Origin of the sequence: Candidatus Poriferisodalis sp. (assembly GCF_965219595.1) — a bacterium.
GTDB lineage: Bacteria > Actinomycetota > Acidimicrobiia > Acidimicrobiales > Poriferisodalaceae > Poriferisodalis.
In genome coordinates this window covers 416,317-436,770 of record NZ_OZ244781.1, presented here as the reverse complement: position 1 = coordinate 436,770, position 20,454 = coordinate 416,317, and the positions used below count along the sequence as shown (strand labels likewise).

11 protein-coding genes are annotated in these 20,454 nt (G+C 66.1%); 6 read left to right on the top strand and 5 right to left on the bottom strand.

Features of this window, described 5'->3' with window-relative positions; translation table 11 throughout:
- Nucleotides 1–15: 15 nt before the first annotated feature.
- Complete coding sequence (locus tag ACOQPE_RS01920; RefSeq protein WP_420610243.1) at nucleotides 16–1,230, bottom strand: amidohydrolase family protein; 1,215 nt, start codon at nucleotides 1,228–1,230, stop codon at nucleotides 16–18.
- 165 nt (nucleotides 1,231–1,395) lie between these two features.
- On the opposite strand from ACOQPE_RS01920, the gene ACOQPE_RS01915 reads away from it, so the two are divergent.
- The gene (locus ACOQPE_RS01915) at nucleotides 1,396–2,283 is read left to right on the top strand and encodes an SDR family NAD(P)-dependent oxidoreductase (protein WP_420610242.1); all 888 of its coding nucleotides are present in this window, start codon (nucleotides 1,396–1,398) and stop codon (nucleotides 2,281–2,283) included.
- Here ACOQPE_RS01915 and ACOQPE_RS01910 read toward each other — a convergent pair.
- Nucleotides 2,280–3,584 carry an acetyl-CoA hydrolase/transferase family protein gene (locus ACOQPE_RS01910; RefSeq protein ID WP_420610241.1) on the bottom strand — a complete coding sequence of 435 codons (1,305 nt, stop codon included), beginning with the start codon at nucleotides 3,582–3,584 and terminating at the stop codon, nucleotides 2,280–2,282. The two genes, ACOQPE_RS01915 and ACOQPE_RS01910, sit on opposite strands and share 4 nt — an antisense overlap.
- 155 nt (nucleotides 3,585–3,739) lie before the next feature.
- Between ACOQPE_RS01910 and ACOQPE_RS01905 the strand changes: the two genes are divergently transcribed.
- Complete coding sequence (locus ACOQPE_RS01905; protein ID WP_420610240.1) at nucleotides 3,740–4,948, top strand: acyl-CoA dehydrogenase family protein; 1,209 nt, start codon at nucleotides 3,740–3,742, stop codon at nucleotides 4,946–4,948.
- 28 nt (nucleotides 4,949–4,976) lie between these two features.
- Here the strand turns inward: ACOQPE_RS01905 and ACOQPE_RS01900 are convergent, their stop codons facing one another.
- The 3 genes from ACOQPE_RS01900 to ACOQPE_RS01890 all read right to left on the bottom strand — a co-directional run bounded on the left by ACOQPE_RS01900 (nucleotide 4,977) and on the right by ACOQPE_RS01890 (nucleotide 10,093).
- Nucleotides 4,977–5,885 carry a LysR family transcriptional regulator gene (locus ACOQPE_RS01900; protein ID WP_420610239.1) on the bottom strand — a complete coding sequence of 303 codons (909 nt, stop codon included), beginning with the start codon at nucleotides 5,883–5,885 and terminating at the stop codon, nucleotides 4,977–4,979.
- Between the two features lie 261 nt (nucleotides 5,886–6,146).
- Nucleotides 6,147–8,756 (bottom strand): GcvT family protein, encoded by a 2,610-nt coding sequence (locus ACOQPE_RS01895; RefSeq protein ID WP_420610238.1) that lies wholly within the window; start codon nucleotides 8,754–8,756, stop codon nucleotides 6,147–6,149.
- Between the two features lie 35 nt (nucleotides 8,757–8,791).
- Nucleotides 8,792–10,093: an aromatic ring-hydroxylating oxygenase subunit alpha gene (locus ACOQPE_RS01890; protein WP_420610237.1), complete on the bottom strand. Its 1,302-nt coding sequence runs from the start codon at nucleotides 10,091–10,093 to the stop codon at nucleotides 8,792–8,794.
- Nucleotides 10,094–10,411: 318 nt separating this feature from the next.
- Between ACOQPE_RS01890 and ACOQPE_RS01885 the strand changes: the two genes are divergently transcribed.
- From ACOQPE_RS01885 to ACOQPE_RS01870, 4 genes are all read left to right on the top strand, one after another.
- Entirely contained in the window at nucleotides 10,412–15,289 is a 4,878-nt protein-coding gene (locus ACOQPE_RS01885) for a PEP/pyruvate-binding domain-containing protein (protein ID WP_420610236.1), read from the top strand.
- A gap of 65 nt (nucleotides 15,290–15,354) precedes the next feature.
- A complete protein-coding gene (locus ACOQPE_RS01880) occupies nucleotides 15,355–15,648 on the top strand; it encodes a type II toxin-antitoxin system Phd/YefM family antitoxin (protein ID WP_420610235.1) in 294 nt (97 codons plus the stop codon).
- Nucleotides 15,645–16,043, top strand: a complete 399-nt coding sequence (locus tag ACOQPE_RS01875; protein ID WP_420610234.1) for a PIN domain-containing protein — start codon at nucleotides 15,645–15,647, stop codon at nucleotides 16,041–16,043. The genes ACOQPE_RS01880 and ACOQPE_RS01875 overlap by 4 nt, the downstream gene beginning before the upstream one ends.
- Before the next feature lie 348 nt (nucleotides 16,044–16,391).
- The gene (locus ACOQPE_RS01870; RefSeq protein ID WP_420610233.1) at nucleotides 16,392–20,417 is read left to right on the top strand and encodes a S8 family serine peptidase; all 4,026 of its coding nucleotides are present in this window, start codon (nucleotides 16,392–16,394) and stop codon (nucleotides 20,415–20,417) included.
- Nucleotides 20,418–20,454: the final 37 nt, after the last annotated feature.

Sequence of the window (20,454 nt, the reverse complement as noted above, 5' to 3'; positions counted from 1 at the left end):
GGAGCGGCCCGGCGTCTAGAGGTCGAAGACGGCGCGGGCGTTGTCGCCGACGAAGGCACGCTGCCACTCCGCGGGGAACATGTCGACGAGCTCGTCGAGGTCGAGCACGTATTCCGGCGTGTGGTCGGCGTGGGGGAAGTCGCTGGCCCACATGAACCGGTCGTGCCCGTAACGCTCGGCCAGCGCGGGGATCGAGCGCTCGTCGGGGTCGCAGGAGATCCACACCTGCCGCATGAAGTACTCGCTGGGCTTCATCTGCAGCGGCACGCGGGTGCCGGTGTAGGTGTGTCCGAACACTGCATCGATGCGGTCCAAGCAGTAGCCGAGCCAACCGCCGCCCGACTCGAGCACCAGCACCTTCAGCTCCGGAAAGCGCTCGAAGACGCCGTAGTCGAACAGCGACACGAACTGGTGGCGCACCCCATCCGATGCGGTCATCGAAGCCGTGAGGCGCAGTTCGCGCACGTGCTCCCACGTGCCCATTCGGGTGCCCTTGGTCCACTGCGGTTCGAACGTGGGGTGAATGGCGAATGGCACGCCCAAGTCCTGCGCTGCTTCGAACACCGGGTCGTGGTCTGCGTGGCCCAGCGGACGCGTCGAATGGGTGAACGGCGCCACGAAGCAGCCGCGCGCGCCATCAGCCACCGAGCGCCGCAGCTCGGCTGCCGCGGCAACCGGGTCGATCATGGAGATGTGTGCGACGGGAATGAGCCGGTCAGAGTGATCTCGGCAGAACTCGCAGATCCAGCGGTTGTAGGCCCGCGTGTAGGCCTGGCTCAGCTCGGCGTCTTCGAGTTCGGCCTCCCACAGCAGCCCCATGGTCGGCAGCAACACCGCGATGTCGAGGCCTTCGGCATCGAGCAGCTCGATCCGCTGGTGAGGGTCCATCGCCCCGTAGGGGATCTCGCCCACGTAGGTGCGATCCGGGTTGAACATGATGTCGGGCAGGTCGGGTGCGCCCATGGCGCCGAGCGTCGAGACCATGCCGGGACGGGCCAGCTTGCTCCGCTGGTTGTCGATCATGAGCACTTCGAGGCCGCGCTCGGGCTCGATCTCGATGCGCAGCGCCCGGTCCTTGTAGCGATCCTCGAGGTACTCCTCCCACAGGTCGGGCGGCTCGAGAATGTGGCCGTCGGCGTCCACGGCGCCGGCATGCGCGATCTTGTGCACTTCGTGCATGTGGCGCTGCCCGCCCTCGGCGGTGAGCTGTCGTTGAACGGTCGTCGTCATGTCTTTCCCCGATGTCCGCGGGTTCCCCCGAATCCCGGCCCGTATTCTCGCACGGCGCGGATCGGTGCGCCTCCGAAGCTCTGGCATCTGTGCAAGCCGGGGCACGGCGGCGCCATATAGGCGACAATCGCGGCGTCCTATTCGACAGCAGGGGAGGACAGCACGATGAGCGAGGGCAGCGGTGACTCCGGGGGACGGCTGGCCGGCAAGGCCGCGGTCATCACCGGCGGGGCCAGCGGCATGGGACGGTCGACGGTGGAGCGATTCCTGGCCGAGGGCGCCTCGGTGGTGATCGGTGACCTCAACGCCGACGCTGGGCATGCATTCATGGAAGAGCTGACCGGCGCTGGCCTCGGCGATCGCGCTCGCTTCACCCGCACCGACGTGGCGGTGGAGGACGACGTGGCGGCGATGACCGATCTGGCGGTCGAGGCGTTCGGCCGGCTGGACGTGGTGTTCAACAATGCCGGCATCGGCGGAGCGTTCGGACCTATCACGGAGCTGGAAGTCGACGCCTGGGACGAGACATTCGCGATCTTGGTGCGCTCGGTGATGTTGGGCACGAAGCACGCTGCCCGGGTCATGATCCCTCAGGGCACCGGCGGCTCGATCATCAACACCGGGTCGATTGCTGGAATGGGCGGGGGCGCCGGCCCGCAGGCGTACTCGGCGGCGAAGGCTGCGGTCATCAGCCTGGCCAAGACCACGGCGCTGGAGCTGGCGCCGCACCGCATTCGCGTGAACGCCATCTGCCCGGGCCTCATCTTCACTCCATTGATGCACAGCGGCAACGAGGAACAGGCCGAGGAGATCATGTCGGAACTGCAGCCGTGGCCCGACCGTGGCGAGGGCACCGACATCGCCGGCATGGCGCTCTTCCTGGCGAGCGACGACAGCAAGTTCGTGAGCGGCCAAGAGCTGGTGGTGGACGGGGCGATACTGGCGGCCGGGCCTCGCGTCCACGGCAGGATGCACAACACCCGCAACATCCACCGCATGTCCGGCATGGCCTACGGCACCACCGGCAAGGCCGCCACTGTCCGCCGCCTTTAACCGCGCTGGGTGTCGCTGAGCTCGTCGCGGAAGTCGGGATGGGCGATCGAGATGAGCAGCTCGGCTCGCTCCCCGAGCGAGCGGCCTCGCAGTTCCACGGCACCGAACTCGGTCGCCACGATGTCTGCGGTGTAGGCCGGCAGCGTCGTGGGAGCGCCCGGCTCAAGCTTGGCGACGATGCGCGAGATGCGTCCGCCGGCGGCGGTTGACGGCATCGCCACGATGGCCCGGCCGCCCGTCGCCACGCAGGCGCCGAATGCGAAGTCGGGTGCACCGCCGGGTCCAGAGATGTAGCGGCCCCCGATCATCTCGGAGTTGGCTGATCCGTCGAGTGCCATCTGCACGGTCGACTGCAGCGCGACGAAGTTGCGAATCTGCGCGATGCCTTCGATGCCGTGACTCAGCGAACCGTTGGTGAGATGTACCGCTGGGTTGCGATCGACCCAGTCATACAGACGCCGTGTTCCCATCACTTCCGCAGCGACGCTCACGCCGTCGCCCAGCGATCCCTTGTGGCGGTTGTCCACTGCGCCGCTGTCGATGAGGTCGACACAGGCGTCGTTGATCATGCCGCCGTGCAGGCCGAGGTGCCGGCGGTCGGCGAGGCTCGAGAGCACCGCGTCGGGAATCGAACCGATTCCGAACTGCAGCGTCGTGCCGTCGCCGATGAACTCGCCGACGTGCGCTGCGATCGCCTCCGCGGTCTCATCGACAACGGCTGGGGCCAAGGTCGCGAGCGGCTCGTCAATCTCGACGAGCCCATCAAAATCAGCGCGGTGGCATTCGCCCTCGCCGTGCACGTAGGGCATCTGGGGGTTCACCTGGGCGATGACCTGCGGCGTGGATCGCAAGAGCTCGACGTGACCTCCGACGCCCGTGCCGAGGCTCATGCGGCCGTCGGTGTCAGGTGGGCTGGCCTGGCACAGCAGGACATCGGCTTCCAACCCGCCGCCCGGTCCTACAAGCCCGGTGATGTCCGAGTAGCGAGCCGGGACCACGCCGAAGTGCGGGCTGTCGAGGGCATCGCGCAGAGCCCCGCTGGGCTGCAGCGAGGTCCAACCGAACGGGTTGCCAAGGTGGTCCAGCGGCTGCGGCCTTTCCAGCAGGAACGCGCTGACGAACTCGAGATGATCGAAGCGGTCGTGAGCGTCGTCGATGGCCGCGAGCAAGCCGAACGGCGTGGCTGAGCCCTGTGCGACATAGACGCATGCACTGCGCCCGATGCGCCCGATCGCCTCGTCGACGCCGAGCTGGACACCGGCACGATTGCCTTGGCGTGCGGAGGGTCGGTCTGAGTTCATCGCGGCAGCCCTTGGTGGCACTCGGCGGCCCGGTAGCCAACCGGTTGGCGAACTGTACGACGGCCCGGTGTGGCGTCGCGGGCCAGTGGCCTCAATTCGGGGCTCCGCAATCCGCTCCCAGATGGGCGTGACCTGCGGATGGCAAGATTCGGGTCATGACCTCTGCTGCGATCGATCTCGACGTCATGCCCCCATCGGAGCTGGCCGACGAACTCATGCCGGAGGTGGCGGACGCTGCCGTGGGAGCGGCAGACCAAGCAGTGGTGAACCGGGCGGCGGCGTGGGCCAGCTCGGCGGTGGCGCCGCACGCCGAGTCCTGGGAGCGTGAACGTCGCTTCGCGGCTGAGGCGTTCGCGAGCGCCGGCGACGAGCGGCTGTGCGGGCTGCTCGTGCCCGTAGCCGACGGCGGCTCGGGCCTGAGCCAGGTCGGGCTGGCACGGGTGCTCGAAGAGGTGGCCGCGGCCGACTTCGCCATCGCTTTCGTGCTCGTCTGTCACAACAATCTGGCGGGTGCGGTGAGCAGGCGTGCTCCGGCCGAAATGCGGGAGCGAGCACTGGGGCCGCTGGTCTCCGGTGAGCGGCTCGGCGCGTTCCTGCTGACGGAACCGGGCGTCGGCAGCGATGCCGCCAAGATCACCACGGCCGCGCGTCGAGACGGCGACGAGTGGGTCATCGACGGTCGCAAGGCGTGGGTCAGCAATGGCACGGCAGCCGACGTGATGTCCGTGTACGCGCAGGCAGATCCCGCAGCGGGACACCGGGGCATCATGACGTTTCTCATCGACGGCAGCACTGACGGCATCGAGCGAACGGACGGCTACGAGCTCATCGGCGCCCACGGCATCGGCACCAATGAGGTGCGCTTCAATGAGTGCCGCGTGCCCGACGCTGATGTGATGGTGCCCCTCGGCGAGGGGTTCGTTGCCGCGATGGAAGGCATCGACATCGCTCGAGTGCTGGTCGCGGCCATGTGCTGCGGCATGATGCGCACCGGCCTCGCAACCGCCATCGACTACGTCCGCAAGCGGCAGGCGTTCGGCGGCCGCATCGCCGACCTGCAGGGCGTGCGCTTCAAACTGGCCGACGTGGCAACCGACTTGGAGGCTGCCCGTCTGCTCGCCTACCGGGCGGCGCTGGCGGTAGCCGAAGGCCGGCCCGCGGCAGTCCACGCAGCACACGCCAAGAAGTTCGCCACTCGCGTCGCCGAGCGAGGCCTCGCGGACTGCATGCAGGTGATGGGCGCCGTGGGCGGCCGGCGCGACCATCCGCTGCCCCGGCACCTCGCCGCCTCGCGCCTGACGCATTACGTCGACGGGGCCACCGAGATCCAGGACGTCGTGATCAGCAGGTCGCTGCTCGACTGAGCCAGGCGGTCAGGCCGACCGGCCGGGCTCAGCTGTTGCTCGAATCGCCGAGCCAGTCGACGATGGCATTGGCGACCTGCCGCTCTGGTGCGTCGTCGTCTGTTTCGATTCGCGTGAGTGCCGACCACTCCAGGTCAAGTCCGGAACGGCCACAGCGCACAGCGACGAGCCGCCCGGAGTCGAGCCACGGCGACATCGCCCACCGGCTGAGAATGGACACTCCGAAGTCAGCCGCAATCATCTCGGCGATGGCACCGGTCTGCTCGAGCACGGTGATCGTTCGGGGTGACAGGCCCGCTGGGCGGACGAAGCGCTCGTACTCGAATCCAGGCGATGGCTGCCGGTTGTACGTGAAGTAGTTCTCTTCGGCAATCGCCTCGGGCCCGATCCAGGTCCGGCCGGCAAGCCGGTGCTCGGGGTGCGTGATCAGCACCAGCTCATCGGTGAACAGGTGGATTGCGTCGCGCGCCCCCGGCGCCGGTCCCGGAGCAAGCACGAGGTCGGCCGTCCCGTCGGCGAGTCGTGGCACCGGCATGTCGCCCACGACCACCAGCTCGAGGAGCAGTCCTTCCAGCCGGTCACTGCACGCTGCCGCAAACGGCGCAAGCCAGTGGTAGCAGTCGTAGGACCCGACGCCGATCCGGACCGTGGCCGTCGTACCGCCGACGCTGCGCATGAAGTCCTGCTCCGCCCGTGCCAGATCCGGCATTGCACGATGGGCGGCTTGGCACAGCGCCAGCGCCGCAGGTGTGGGCTGCATGCCGCGAGATGGCCGGCGTTCGAACAGGCGTCCGCCGAGGCGTCGCTCAGCTTCGGCCAGCCGGTGACTCACCGCAGACTGGCTGACATGAAGTCGACCGGCCGCAGCGGTCACTGATCCGGTTTCCGAGACCGCGACGATGGTCTCGTAGTGATGCATTTCCAAGCGTGAGGACATATCTATGACATCACCGACATTTGATCTGTATCTCTTCCCGGTGCTTACAAGAATTGGAAGAGCGTAAGGGTACTTCAAGCCGGAGACAATCAGCCCGGATTGCTCATGAAATGCGGCCAAAAATCGCCGATATTTTGAGGTGCAGCTGTCTATATTCTTCGCCGTATTATTTGGAGAAACTCATACTGCTATCGAGTTATTCGACCAGCTTCAGTGCTTGGAATCGTGTGCATCCGGGCTGGAAAACGCGGCAAGCTGGGCTCAGCGACGCATCGCCATGCCTTCTGGATCCCAGAGACAGTCATCGATGAGGTGAGCTGTACGTCGCTTGCCCACGATTTCGATCCCAAAGTCGACGCCTTCGTGCGCCAATTCGCTCGGCACGTAGCCCAAGGCGACGGACACTCCACTGAAGTGGGCATAACCGCCCGAAGTCACCCAGCCGACCGGTTCGCCATTGCAGAAGATCGGTTCGTCTGCCAACGCATCGAAACCGGTTCGATCAGCCGGTCCGGGCACCGTCCACGCGCGCAGCGCCATCGAACCGGGCGGCAGATCCTTCTCCGGTTGGGGACCCCGAGGCCCGTACTTGGCGACCAGAGCTGCGCGCCCCACAAAGTCCGTCCCGTCGTCGCTGGCTCTGGACATTCTCGCGAAACGGCCCAGATTCGCCTCGAACGGGTCGTAGACGGGCCGGTACTCACGCGCCCAGCTGCCGAAGCTCTTGTCCAGGCGCAGCGAGTCCAACGCATGCAGACCGAACAGCCGCAGTCCGTGATCCGCACCGTGGGTAACGAGCAAGTCGAACACGTAGCGAAGCTGACCTGCATCCATCCACAACTCGTAACCGAGATCGCCGGAATAGCTCAGCCGTCCGCACCACACCCGCGACCAGCCGACGTCGATGCCGGTGAAGCTGCCGAAGCGCATCGCTTCGTTCGAGACGTCTGCGTCGGTCACCTCCGACAGCAGCGCTCTCGAGTTCGGCCCGGCAATGGCTACGCCGCACATCTGTGTACCGAGCGTTCGGTACCCCACCGGCCCGCCATCCCAACGCGCGAGATGTGCGTCGAACCAGCGCTCGTAGTAGCGCTCGGCAATGCCCGAACCGAACACGATGAAGCGCTCACGTGATGCAGCGTTGGCCGTAGCACCGCCGGTCACTGATCCGACCGGACCGTCAGGCGCACCTCCGGCCGTCGGCAGGCAGGCGATCGTGAGGTCGCCGGTGAGGTTGCCCTGCTCGTTGCACATCGGTGCGAGCGCGATCCGCCCCGGTCCCGGCAGCCTGCCCGCGGTGAGGTGTGTGAGCCACGCCCGCGCTCCCGGTCCTTCCACCAGGAACTTGGCGAAGCCCGATGTCTCCATGAGGCCGACGCTGTTGCGGACGGCGAGCACCTCGGTGCGCACATGGGGCCATGCGTTGGAGCGACCGAACGTGACGTCCTCGACGGCCCCGGGTTCTGGAGCGAACCAGAGCGGCACCTCGAGGCCGTAGGCATCGCCGAAGACGGCGCCCGCCCCCCGCTGCGGTTCGTAGATGGAGGTCGTGGACAGCGGTCGGCCTTCGGGCAGGAACTCGTTGGGGAAGCTGATGCTGAAGCGCCGCCGGTAGTTCTCTCGCACCTTGGTGGCCGTGTAGGCGCGAGTTGCCCAGTCGCCGAATCTGGCGATGTCCATGGCCCACACGTCGAATCCGGGGTCTCCCGCGGTCATCCAGTTGGACAGTGCGAGCCCGACGCCCCCGCCTTGAGACAATCCCGCCATGACACCGCAGGCCGACCACAGGCCCGGCAGCCCGCGGATGGGGCCGACGAGGGGGTTGCCGTCGGGGGCGAACGTGAACGGTCCATTGACCACCCGGGCGATGCCGGCGTCGGCCAGTACGGGGAAGTGCCTGAACGCAGTGTCCAGCGACGGTGCGATCCGTTCCAGGTCGGGGGTCAGCAGGCGCTTGTCGAAGTCCCATGGCGTCTGCTGGCGCTGCCACGCCACAGCCGCCTGCTCGTAGGTGCCCACCAGCAGGCCTTGACCCTCCTGGCGCGTGTAGATCTCGCCGCCGAAGTCGATGGAACCCATCAGCTCGGCGCCGGAGCGCTCGTTGTGGGCGACGATCTCGTCGATGGGCTCGGTGATGACGTAGGTGTGCTCCATCGCCAGCACCGGCAGCTCGAGGCCGACCATGCGGCCTACCTCGCGTGCCCACAGCCCTCCGGCGTTCACGACATGGGTCGCTTCCAGCCAGTCGTTGCACTCGGCGGCTGGGTCCGATGCGCCGGCGAGATCGCCTCTGGACGTGTCGTACAACCCGACACGCCAGGTGCCGTGCGGCGTCCGCTCGATGCGGCGCGCCCAGGTGTGGCGACGGACCTGTGCGCCCGCTGCCATCGCCGCCCTGGCGTACGCGTAGGTCACGCCGGTCGGATCGACGTGGCCGTGCTCGTAGTCGTACATCGCTCCGGCGAATTGGCTGGGATCGATGATCGGCATGACCCGGGCGGCTTCTTCGGCGGAAATCATCTCGGACGTGATGCCGAGGTACTTGCCGCGTGCGTCGGTCATCCGCAGCCAGTCGAGGCGCTCGGCCGTGTCGGCCAGGAAGACCGCGCCGGTGAGGTGGATGCCGCAGTCCTGGCCTGAGAGCTCTTCGATCTCGCGGTACAGCTCGATCGTGTACTTCTGCAGCTTGGCGACCGTGGGGTCGGAGTTGATGGGATGCATGCCGCCGGCGGCATGCCAGGTCGAACCCGCGGTGAGCTCGGAGCGTTCGAGCAGCACCACATCGGTCCAGCCGGCGCGGGTCAGGTGAAACAGCACCGAAGCGCCCACGACGCCGCCGCCGATGACGACGGCTTGCACGCGATCAGTCACGGCCGTGCAGTCTCGCAGGCCGCTGCAGCCTGCATCTAGCGCGTCACAGGGTCAAGTTCGACGGCCGGCGGCAGGGGATTCGGCTCGCTGCCGTAGAGGTCAATGCCTCCGGGACGGTCGCCCGCCGGCACCGTCAGGTCGGCGGCGGAAGGGAGCGTCATCAGGTCGGCGATCATCTTGTGGAAGCGGTTGAGCGGTTCCTCGAAGCGGGGGGCCAGCGGTCCGGGAGGTGCGCCGCCCAGCGAGATGCCGCGCTGGGCCCGCTCGCAGATGTCGATGTCCTCGTCGTTCACCTCGATCCAGAAGCGTCGTGTGATCTTGAACGACTCCCGCAGCTCGGCCGAAGGCTCGCTTGCGGTCATCGGGCCAGGCGGGAACAGGAACGTGCAGTGCTCGAGCGTGCGGCCTGCGGCGAGCGGCTGCAGCACCATCAGGAACATGTGGCTCGGCAGCACTGCAAGCGTCACGTTGGGGAACAGCGCCACGAACCTGCCGCTGGCGGCATCCGAGGCGTCAAGGCCCGCAGCGGCGGGCAACGTCAACCAGTCGTCACGCTCGTCACCTGAGATGGGTGTGGTGGTCTGGCCGCAGTACATCCCCGGACCCTGGTAGCGGTAGTGGTCGGGCACTCGGGACACCTTGGCCAGCTCCGGGTGCACCCAGGGAAGGTGGTAGTACTCCGCGAAGTTCTCCACGATGAGCTTCCAGTTGGCCGCCACGTCAAACGTGCGTGCCGACCCGTCGAGCCCGGTCGAGCGCCACTCGGAGAATCCGTAGGCGGCGAGCCGTTCGGGCAGATCGCCAAGCCACTCCATGAGCGGCGGCGTGTCATCGTTGAGGCAGACGAATACGAGCGGGCCCCAGGTTTCGGTGCGCACCCGAATCAGCCCATAGTCGGCCATGTCGAAGTCGTCTCGGGGCACTTCGTCGAACAGGGGTGCCGCTACGAGCCGCCCGTCAGCGCTGTAATGCCACCGGTGGTACGGGCAGCGAATCGTGTTCGCGATGTCGCAATCGCGTTCGGCCAGCTCGGTGCCGCGGTGGCGGCAGGAATTCAGAAAGCCACCCAGCCCGGCGTCGGATCGGGTCAGCAGCACCGAACGTCCGCCCACGGAGCGCACGAGCAGCCGGCCCGGCTGCGCAACCTGTTCAGCCAGGGCCACCGCAACCCACGCTCGGCCGAACAGTCGCTCCTGCTCAGCAGCGAAGTAGTCCTCGTCGGCGTACACCGCCGGCTGCATGGCGAAGGACGCGTCGACGGCGTTGCGTTGGGGAGCCCAGAACTCAGCCTCCGCTTGTGTCCAGTCAGGTACCGGCTGTGTCCCATCTGCCGCCATGTCGCCGTTCTACCCCTTGGGCTCCTGCTCCGAACACTAGTGCGCGGACACCGGGCGTTCGATCAGACGCCGTCGAATGCCAGCGCTGTGGAGCGGCCAGTCGCCGCTACCCTGCGCTGCTCGCTATCGCTGGACGGGGCCGAAACCATGCTCATGCCGATTGCCTCCCGTCGCTGCTTTGCATGGCTGCTGCCGGTCCTGGTGTTGGCATCCAGCTTGGTGCTGATACCCCCTCCCCCCCCCACTTCGGCGACCGGCAGCCAGTCTCCGGGACCGTGCGAAATCGGTTACGTCGCGCCCATTCCGACATCAGTCGCCGTGACCGATGTGCCCATTCAGGTGGCTTCCACCGCTGACGACTATTTTGTGCTCTACCGTCTGATAGCGCGTGGCAACAGTGGGATCGTCAGCGTCCCCATCTCCGTTACGCAGGGAGTTGCTGGCACCACCACTCTCAATGATTCTCTCCGGCCATTGAGTGCCGACCAGTACCGCGTCGAGAAGTACTCGGTTTCGCGTCCTGCAGATATCGACGGCGACTGCATAGATGACCTCACGGAGTTAGCGGATTCGGGTGCATATCATCCGCTCAATGCTGGCAAAGTGATTGACGCAGAAGATGGCCGTGTTGCCATTGACTCTCATGAGACTTTTTTGGAACTGTCATATCGGGGCGACTGGAGCGATGATCTGCTGGGACTGACGCTGCCCGATCTATACGGCCGCAGCATCGTGAAATTTTGGATTACAGACCTCGATACCAATCAACCGGCCGTATATTTCCAGAACACGCACAAACATCAAGCTCATGGAAGTTTCGCTAGAGCGGTTGGCGTTCAGAATGAGGGATACGGAAATACCGTGATGGGAGAGTTGATCTGGGAACCAAATGTAGTTGCACCTGACGGAACGCTCGGTGTGTATCGCTATCGTCTCCGTCAATGGATAGCTCACATGTCCAGTTTCTGGATTCTCGAGCGTTACCACGAGATACTTGCGTCGGCGATGCCATTCGTCGACAACAATCTGAGTCTCTATGCCTCGACTCCGATCGAGGTCAACCTCTATAAGACGAATCGTGCCCGTATTGATGCGACCAGGGTCAGCGTTCTGCTTGATCATCAATTGCATCCTGACGTAGACTATGTCCCGCTCAACGGGGCACAGGGATACGGACGGTTGCGATTGATGGAGGAGGGCGAACGCCCCGGTCCGCGCGATGTAGCCATCTACCGGACGTTGCCCAACGACTTGCCTCGTGTCGCCGGGACGATTACAACAGTCCCGCAGACGCCGCTGTCACATGTGAACCTGCGTGCCATTCAGAATGGGATCCCGAACGCGTTCATTCGCGATGTGCTCGACGATGAGTCCGTTGTCGACTTGATCGGTGCGCATGTGTACTATGAGGTCGCTGCGGGCGGTTACACTATCCGGGAAGTAACAAAAGCCGAAGTAGACACGCATTTCGATAGTTTGCGTCCTCAAGGTACGCAAACTCTTCAACGCGATCTGAGTGTCACGTCGATCACAGCCTTGGCAGACGTGAGCTTTGCCGACTGGACTGCTTTCGGGGTCAAGGCAGCCAACGTCGCAGAGCTGAACAAGCTGTCTCTGCCTGATGGCACAACCCCGACGGGTTTTGCCGTTCCGTTTTACTTCTATGACGAATTCATGAAGCAGGCAGCGGTCGGGAAGAAGACCATTCTCGGAAAGAAGAAGGCCCCAGAAGAGGAGAAGATCACGCTGGCAGCTGGGACGAAGCTGGCCGAGGCCGTGACACTCATGCTGGCGCACCCGTACTTCCAGTCTGACTATGACATTCAGGAGGAGATGCTGGATGACTTGCGAGATGCCATCAAGGATGCCGCTACGCCTCAGTTCATCATAGATGCACTCACCGCAATGCATGCCGAATACCCTGATGGCCAGTCATTGAGATACCGTTCGAGTACCAACAACGAAGATCTCCCATCGTTCAGCGGTGCCGGTCTCTATAGCTCGAAGACTCAAGACCCCGACGAGACAGCCGCAGACGGTATCGACAAGTCGATCAAGAGTGTGTGGGCGAGCTTGTGGAACTTTCGCGCCTTTCTCGAACGCGATTTTCACCGTGTCGACCACACCACGGCTGCCATGGGGGTGCTTGTGCACCCCAACTACTCCGACGAAGTCGTCAACGGTGTCGCGGTCAGCCATGATCCAATCACGTTCCAAGACGATGTCTATTACGTCAATTCGCAGGTGGGCGAGGATCTCGTCACGAACCCTGAAGCGTACTCCCAGCCCGAACAGCTGTTATTGGATTCCGCTGGAACCGCTGCGGTGCTGCAATACTCCAGTTTGTCGGCATCTGATCAGCCTCTCATGAGCGACGCTCACATGCGACAGCTGCGCAGCAATCTCAAGACTGTCCATGATCGATTCGAGACATTGTATGGGGTGGAGGAGGGCGAAGACTTCGCGATTGAAGTCGAATTCAAGATCACATCAGACGACCGGCTGGCCATCAAGCAAGCCCGCCCTTGGATTTTCGCCGAGCCGCTGTATGTGGCTGCTCCAACCGTGGCCGTTGACATCCTCAACAGCGGCGTGACCGAGGGAGCAAGCGTGAAGGTCGCCGTCACTCGTCGCGGCGGAATTTTGCCACTGCCTCTCAGCGTCAATCTGCGATGGAGCGAGACTGGCGAGATGTTGGCCAACGGCGGTCCGACCTCTGTGACCATCCCGTCTGGCCAGGCAAGGGTGACATTCTCTGTGCCGACCGAGGCAGATCAAGAAGATGAACCCCACAGTCTCGTCACCGTCAGTCTTGTTGCCGACGATGCCTACGACATCGACAGCGCCAGTTCGGCATCCACCCTCGTAAGGGATGATGACCTAGGTGACGACCTGTGTACGTCGGTGCTGTCGGGTGATGGGAACGTCAGCGGGACGTGGGTGTCCGAGTGCGGTTCGGAGGATCGCAGCGGCCGATATGCGTGGTTCTATGTGTTCTCGTTGGGCGGTTCGAGCGAAGTGACCATCGATCTGATGTCGTCTGCTGACACGTACCTGTATCTGCGCCGCGGCTTGGGTCAGAAGTCGGGTGCTGCGCTGGCGCTCAACGACGACGGCGGTGACGGGTACAACTCGCGTATCCGCAGGTCGCTGGGGGCGGGGGACTACACGATCGAGGCAACGACCTTTCGCGCATCGACGGCTGGATCGTTCACGCTGAAGCTGGACGGCATTCCGACACAGACGGCGGTGCAGCCCAAGCCGGAGATCAGCATTGTCGCGGGTGCCGACATCGACGAGGGCAGTGATGCGGTGTTCACGGTGACTGCCGATCCGGTGCCAGTGGCGGCGTTGGATGTGACCGTGGCGGTCACCGCGACGGGCGATTTCGGTGTCTCGCCGGGTTCGCGGACGGTCACGATCCCCACGTCGGGCAGTGCCACGCTGACGGTGGCGACGGCCAACGACAGCGCCGATGATGTGGACGGGTCAGTCACCGCGACGGTCAGCGCAGGCAGCGACTACACCGTCTCCGCGACAACGGGCGCAGCGACGGTTGCTGTCCAAGATGACGATGTGCCCGAGATCAGCATCGCGGCGGGTGCTGATGTCGACGAGGGCAGTGACGCGACTTTTACGGTGTCTGCGGTTCCGGCGCCGTCGGCGGGGTTGGATGTGGAAGTGACGGTGTCGCAGTCGGGCGATGTCGGTGTGTTGCCGGGTTCGTACACGGTGACGGTTCCCACGACCGGGTCTGCCACGCTGACGGTGGCGACGGCCAACGACAGCGCTGATGAGGCTGACGGGTCAGTCACCGCCACGGTCGGCAGCGGTCAGGGCTACATGGTGTCAGCGACTGCGGGTTCGGCGACCGTCGCGGTGGCTGATGACGATGATGCGCCGTGTGACACTGCGACGGCTGTCAGTCGGGCGCGTGCTGCGTTCGTGTGGCACACCGGCAACAACGGCGGCAACGAGGTTCTGTTCTGGCAGATCCTGGCCTATCTGGGCGCGGATCCGATGCCTGCGCCGCCGGGCGGCACTGTTCCTGTGTCGACCACTCCTGAGACGGTGAGGGCGTTCAGCGTCGGCAAGCCGTGGCCTGGCTGGGTGCCGATCAACGCGGCGATGCAGTGTCACACTCCGCTGCCCGGGCCTGCGGTGGATCCTGTGGTGAGCGTCACGGCCGGCGGCGGGGTCGCTGAGGGCGGCGACGCTGTGTTCACGGTCACCGCGGACCCCGCGCCGACAGTGCCGCTGACAGTGAATGTCGCAGTGGCACAGTCGGGCGACTTCGGCGTCGCGACCGGTTCGCAGTCGGTCACGGTCCCCACTTCGGGCAGCGCCACCCTCACGGTGGCGACAACAAACGACAGCACCGACGAGCCCGACGGGTCGGTCACCGTCACGGCCGACGGCGGCAGCGGCTACACCGTGTCGTCCGCCGCGGGCACAGCGTCGGTCGGGGTGGCCGATGACGACGACCCGCCTGCGCCGCCTGCGGTGGACCCTGCGGTGAGCGTCACGGCCGGCGGCAACATCGCTGAGGGCGGCGACGCGGCATTCACGATCACCGCGGACCCCGCACCGTCTTCGCCGCTGACAGTGACCGTGACCGTGTCCCAGTCGGGCGACTTCGGCGTCACGACTGGTTCTCGGTCGGTCACGGTCCCCGCCTCGGGCAGCGCCACCCTCACGGTGGCGACAACAAACGACAGCACCGACGAGGCCGACGGGTCGGTGACCGTCACGGTCGACGGCGGCAGCGGCTACACGGTGTCCGCGACCGCGGGTGCAGCCTCGGTGGCGGTGGCCGATGATGACGACCCGCCGCCCCCGCCGCCTCCGGTGGTGAACGCGACGCCGTCGTTGTCGATCAGCGACGCGTCGGCGGGCGAGGGCGGCACGCTGACGTTCACGGTGACGCTCAGCCCCGCCAGCGACCGGTATGTGTGGGTGCACTACTACGCGCGGCCCAGGTACGGGGCTGGGCTGTCTGCGACCTTCGCGGACTTCGCGCAGGCCTACGGGATGCTGACCTTCAGACCCGGCGAGACAGCCAAGACCGTCACCGTGACAGCGGTCGACGACAGCAGCCCTGAAGGCGACGAGACGTTCAAGGTCGTGCTGTACGCCGCAGTCCAAGCAGCAGTCGCCGACGCCGAAGGCATCGGCACCATCACCGACAACGACTGACAGATGCACCATCAGCACGGGAAGGCTTCGTTGACGAGGTGGCTACTAGTGGCTACCTTAGGTGCATGAGGTCGGTGGGCATCAAGGCCCTGAACAGCAGTCTGAGCGAGTACGTCCGGCTAGCAGCTTCCGGCGAGACGATCCTGGTTACCGACCGCGACCGCGTGGTAGCCGAACTCGGCCCGCTTCGTGAGAGCCGCAGCCCCATGCTCGCCGACGCGTTCCTGGCCGAGGCCGTCCGCTCCGGCGCCTTGACGCCGCCTGTGCTGACAGGCTCGGGGTCGCCGCCGGCGCCGCGGCCGGTCGCCCGGCTTGAGGAGGTGCTGGCCGACCTGCATGAGAGCCGCAGCGACCGTTGATATATCTCGACACATCGGTCGCGCTCGCGCACCTTCTAGCCGAGGACCGACGTCCGCCAGAGGCGCTGTGGGACGACACCTTGGTGTCGAGCCGGCTGCTCGAGTACGAGCTGTGGACGCCGCTGCACGCCCGCGGACTCTCGAAGTCGCACGGCGAGGCAGCGCGCTTGCTGCTCGGGAGAATTGCGATGCTCGAGCTGACCCCGGATGTGCTGGCCAAGGCAGTGGAACCCTTTCCCGGCGCCGGCCCTCTGAGAACACTTGATGCGCTGCATCTGGCATCGTGCGCCTATCTGGCGGACCACGGCCAGATGATCTCGCTTGCCAGCTACGACCGGCGAATGAACGCCGCTGCTGGAGCAATGGGCATTCCGCTTTCCGACCATGTCCGATGAACGCCATCACTGCCGGATGCACAAGACTCATGCCACTCATGCCTTGGTGCCATCGGCGGCTGCTTGGGTGCCGGAGCCGGGTGTGGTGGAATGGCGGCGGTGAGTGGCGCAAGATGGATCGGCGGAGCAGTGTTGTTGGTGTGCTGCGCGGCTGCGGCTGTGCTGTTGGGCGATCCCCCCCCCCCCGACGTTGGGCCGGTATCACACCCGTATGAGCTGACCCAGCAGGACGAGGGGCAGCTCGACCGCCACCATGCCGACGCCGTCTCCCGATGCACGGGCAGGCCTGCCAAGTGGCGAGATCGTTTGTCGGGCTGTCAGTGGTATCTGAGCAACAGCACTGCTGGGGTGTTCGACATCGACGTCGATTCGGCGTGGGGGGCGACGCTGGGCGAGGGTGTGACGGTGCTGGTGGTGGATTATCCGGTCGATTATCGCCATGAGGATCTGCGCGACAACATGGATCCGGCCGACTCGCCGGGGCTGACCGAGGCCGCGGTGGTGGGCTCCGACACGAGTCACGGCACCTCCATGGCGAGCATCATCGCGGCGCGTGACAACGCTGTCGGCTTTCGGGGCGTCGCTCCGCGGGCTGCGCTGACCTGGAGGAGCATCAACTCAGTCGAGATTCACAGCTATCTCGCTGTAGACGACGCGAACACTTGGGACACGTGTGTCGAGGTGATCGACGCGGACGGTTCGGTGGCTGGTACGTGGGTGCCGAGTTGCGAGTCATGGGTTCGAAAGTCGGCGCCTGCGCAGTACTACACCTTCTCGTTGGACGCTCCGTCGAGGGTGACGATTGACCTGCGGTCGAGCGTCGACTCGTATCTGTATCTTCGCAAGTACAGCGGTCTGTCAGGGGGGTGGACAGCCCGAGACGACGACAGCGGCGAAGGACGCAACGCGCGGTTCAGCCGTACGTTGCCTGCGGGGGTGTACACGATCGAGGCGACGACGTACGAGCGTGAGCGCCGTTCGGGCTCGTTCACGCTGCAGATCGCCGGCCTGGACGGCGCGTCTGCGCCTGAGGCCATCGAGTCGGGGCGCAGGTGGGCGCCGGTGTGGGACTCGCTGCTGGAAGCTGCTGTGGTGAACCGTAGCTACGGCGCTGCCAACCGCACCCGCCCGTTCAGGGATGTGCCTGACGACGATGGTCTTGGTCGCCTTTCTGACTATGAGGTCTACGACACGATGGCCGAGTTCGGCTTCGACGGTCGGGGCACGCTGAATGTGGTGTCGGGCGGCAAGACGTTTCCTGTGCCGGGGCTGGTGTTCTGGTCGACGCTGGCCGAGGAGCGCAGCCATCCCGCGGTGGTCGCGGCGTGCGCCACCGACCGGAACGGCCGGCGGGACGCTCGGTCCAACACGAGCATCGAGGGTCCGAATCTGTGGGTGTGCGCGCCGGTCGGCGGCATGGTGTATGCGATCTTGGGTGACCGCTACTACCTGAGCACGGGCACTCCGTCGAGTCCGGCGACGGCTTTGGTGTCGGGCGTGGCTGCGCTGGTGCGCAGCATCGACGCCAGCCTGTCATGGCGCGACGTGAAGCTGATATTGGCCGCATCCGCGCAGCACAACGACCCCGGCGACGCGGGCTGGCAGCAGGGCGCTGCGGTGTACGGTGCGGCCCAGCAGAACTACCGCTATCACCACAGCTACGGGTTCGGTGTCGTCGACGCGGGCGCCGCGGTGCAGCTTGCGCAGAACTGGCGGTACCTGCCCGAGTACCGCAGCGAGCACATATCGGCGCCGATGCTGTCACCGGCGCCGGCCGTCCCTGACGACGGCAGCACGGTCGCTGCCGATCTCGCTGTTGATCCTGAGATCGATTTCGTGGAGTACGTCGAAGCCCATCTCGTGCTGGACGCGCCGTGGTTCCGCGATCTCGAGGTGGAGCTGGAGTCCCCGTCGGGCACCGTGTCGACGCTGAGTGTCCCGGTCGGCGACATCACCAACCCGGCCTTGGCCAAGTATGACTGCAAGCAGGCGTCGGAGTGCGGCATCTCGGGCAGCTTCCGGTTCGGCACAGCGGCCCATCTGGGCGAGGACCCCGCCGGCACCTGGACGCTGCGACTGGCCGACCGGCGGCCCAACGGCGGCGCCAACACGCTGGAGTCGTGGTCGCTGCGATTCTTCGGCCACAAGTCCTCGGACCCGACCCCGAACCTCACCCCCTCGCCCACCTTCGGGCCGTGGCCGCAGGTATCGATAGCCGCCGGCGCCGACATCACTGAAGGCGACGACGTGACGTTCACCATCACCGCTGATCCCGCGCCGTCGGAGGCGTTGGACGTGACCCTGTCGGTCACGGCGGCGGGCGATTTCGGCGTGCTGCCGGGATCGCACACCGTCACGATCCCCACGACCGGGACAGCCGCACTCATTATGGCCACGACGGACGACAGCGCAGACGAGGCTGACGGGTCGGTCACCGCGACGCTTCGCGCCGTCGGCGGCTACACCGTCTCGGCTGCTGCGGGTTCGGCGTCGGTGGCGGTGGCTGATGACGATGATGCGCTGTGTGACACTGCCGATGCCGTAGCGCGGGCTCGTGCTGCGTTCGTGTGGCACACCGACAACAACGGCGGCAACGAGGTTCTGTTCTGGCAGATCCTGGCGTATCTCGGCGCGGAGCCGATGCCCGCGCCGCCGGGCGGCACTGTTCCTGCGTCGACCACTCCTGAGGCGGTGAGGGCGTTCAGCGACGGCAAGACATGGCCCGGCTGGGTGCCCATCAACGCGGCCATGAGCTGCTACACCCCGCCGCCTGTGGTGAGCATCGCGGCACGCGGCGGGGTCACCGAGGGCGGTGATGCGACTTTCACGGTGTCTGCGGTTCCGGCGCCGTCTTCGCCGCTGACTGTGGAAGTGGCGGTGGCCCAGTCGGGTGATTTCGGCGTGACGCCGGGATCGCGCACTGTCACCGTCCCGACGTCGGGCACGGCCACGCTCACCGTCGCCACCGTCGGCGACAGCACCGACGAGCCTGACGGTTCGGTGACTGCGACGGTCGGCACCGGGGTCGGCTACACGGTCTCGGCGACTGCGGGTTCGGCGTCGGTGGCGGTGGCCGATGACGACGGTCCTGCTCCGCTGCCGTCGGTGTGTGTGCCGAGCTTGCCGTGGGATGCGGTGTCGGTGTTTGAGGTGACGGTTTGGCGTGATGGTCATTCGGGGGCGGCGCATGTGCTGCGGTGGAACCGGGTGCTGGCCGCTTTGGGGGCCGACACCGGCGAGACGGCGATGACCGTGGAGCAGTCCCGCGTCAATGAGAGCGAGTTCATGTTCAGCCGCTGGGACCGTGTCACCCGCACGCTCGAAGCGCTCGGGCAGTGCGACGGCCCGCCCCCGCCCGTCACTCCCGAAGTCGGCATCGCGGCAGGCGGCGGCAACGTCACTGAGGGCGGCGACGCTGTGTTCACGGTCACGGCTGATCCGGCGCCGTCGTCGCCGCTGGCAGTAAGCGTCACGGTGGCCCAGTCGGGCGACTTCGGCGCTGCGACCGGGTCGCGTCAGGTGACCGTCCCGACATCGGGGGCAGTCACGCTCACGGTGGCCACCGCCAATGACGGCACTGACGAGGCCGACGGGTCGGTCACTGTCACGGTCGACGGCGGCAGCGGCTACACCGTGTCCGCGACCGCGGGCACGGCCTCGGTGGCGGTGGCCGACGACGACCCGGCCCCGCCGCCTGCGGTGGACCCTGAGGTGAGCATCACAGGCGGCGCTGATGTCACTGAGGGCGGCGACGCGACGTTCACGATCACCGCGGACCCCGCACCGTCTTCGCCGCTGACAGTGACCGTGACCGTGTCCCAGTCGGGCGACTTCGGCGCTGCGACTGGTTCGCAGTCGGTCACGGTCCCCGCCTCGGGCAGCGCCGCCCTCACGGTGGCGACAACAAACGACAGCACCGACGAGGCCGACGGGTCGGTGACCGTCACGGTCGACGCCCGCAGCGGCTACACGGTGTCCCAGTCGGCGGGCACTGCGTCGGTGGCGGTGGCAGATGACGACGACCCGCCGCCGAACGCGACGCCGTCGTTGTCGATCAGTGATGCGTCGGCGGGCGAGGGCGGCACGCTGGCGTTCACGGTGACGCTCAGCCCTGCCAGCGGCCGTTATGTGTGGGTGCATTACTATGCGCGGCCCGGGCACGGGGCTGGGTTGTCTGCGACGTTCGCGGACTTCGCGCAGGCCTACGGGATGCTGACCTTCAGACCCGGCGAGACCGCCAAGACCGTCACCGTAGCAGCGGTCGACGACAGCCGAACCGAAGGCGACGAGACGTTCGTGGTCGTGCTGTACGCCGAGGTCCAAGCAGCAGTCGCCGACCGCGAAGGCACCGGCACCATCACCGACAACGACTGACACCCCTCGGCACGCCATCGTCCGGCGGCGGCCGAGA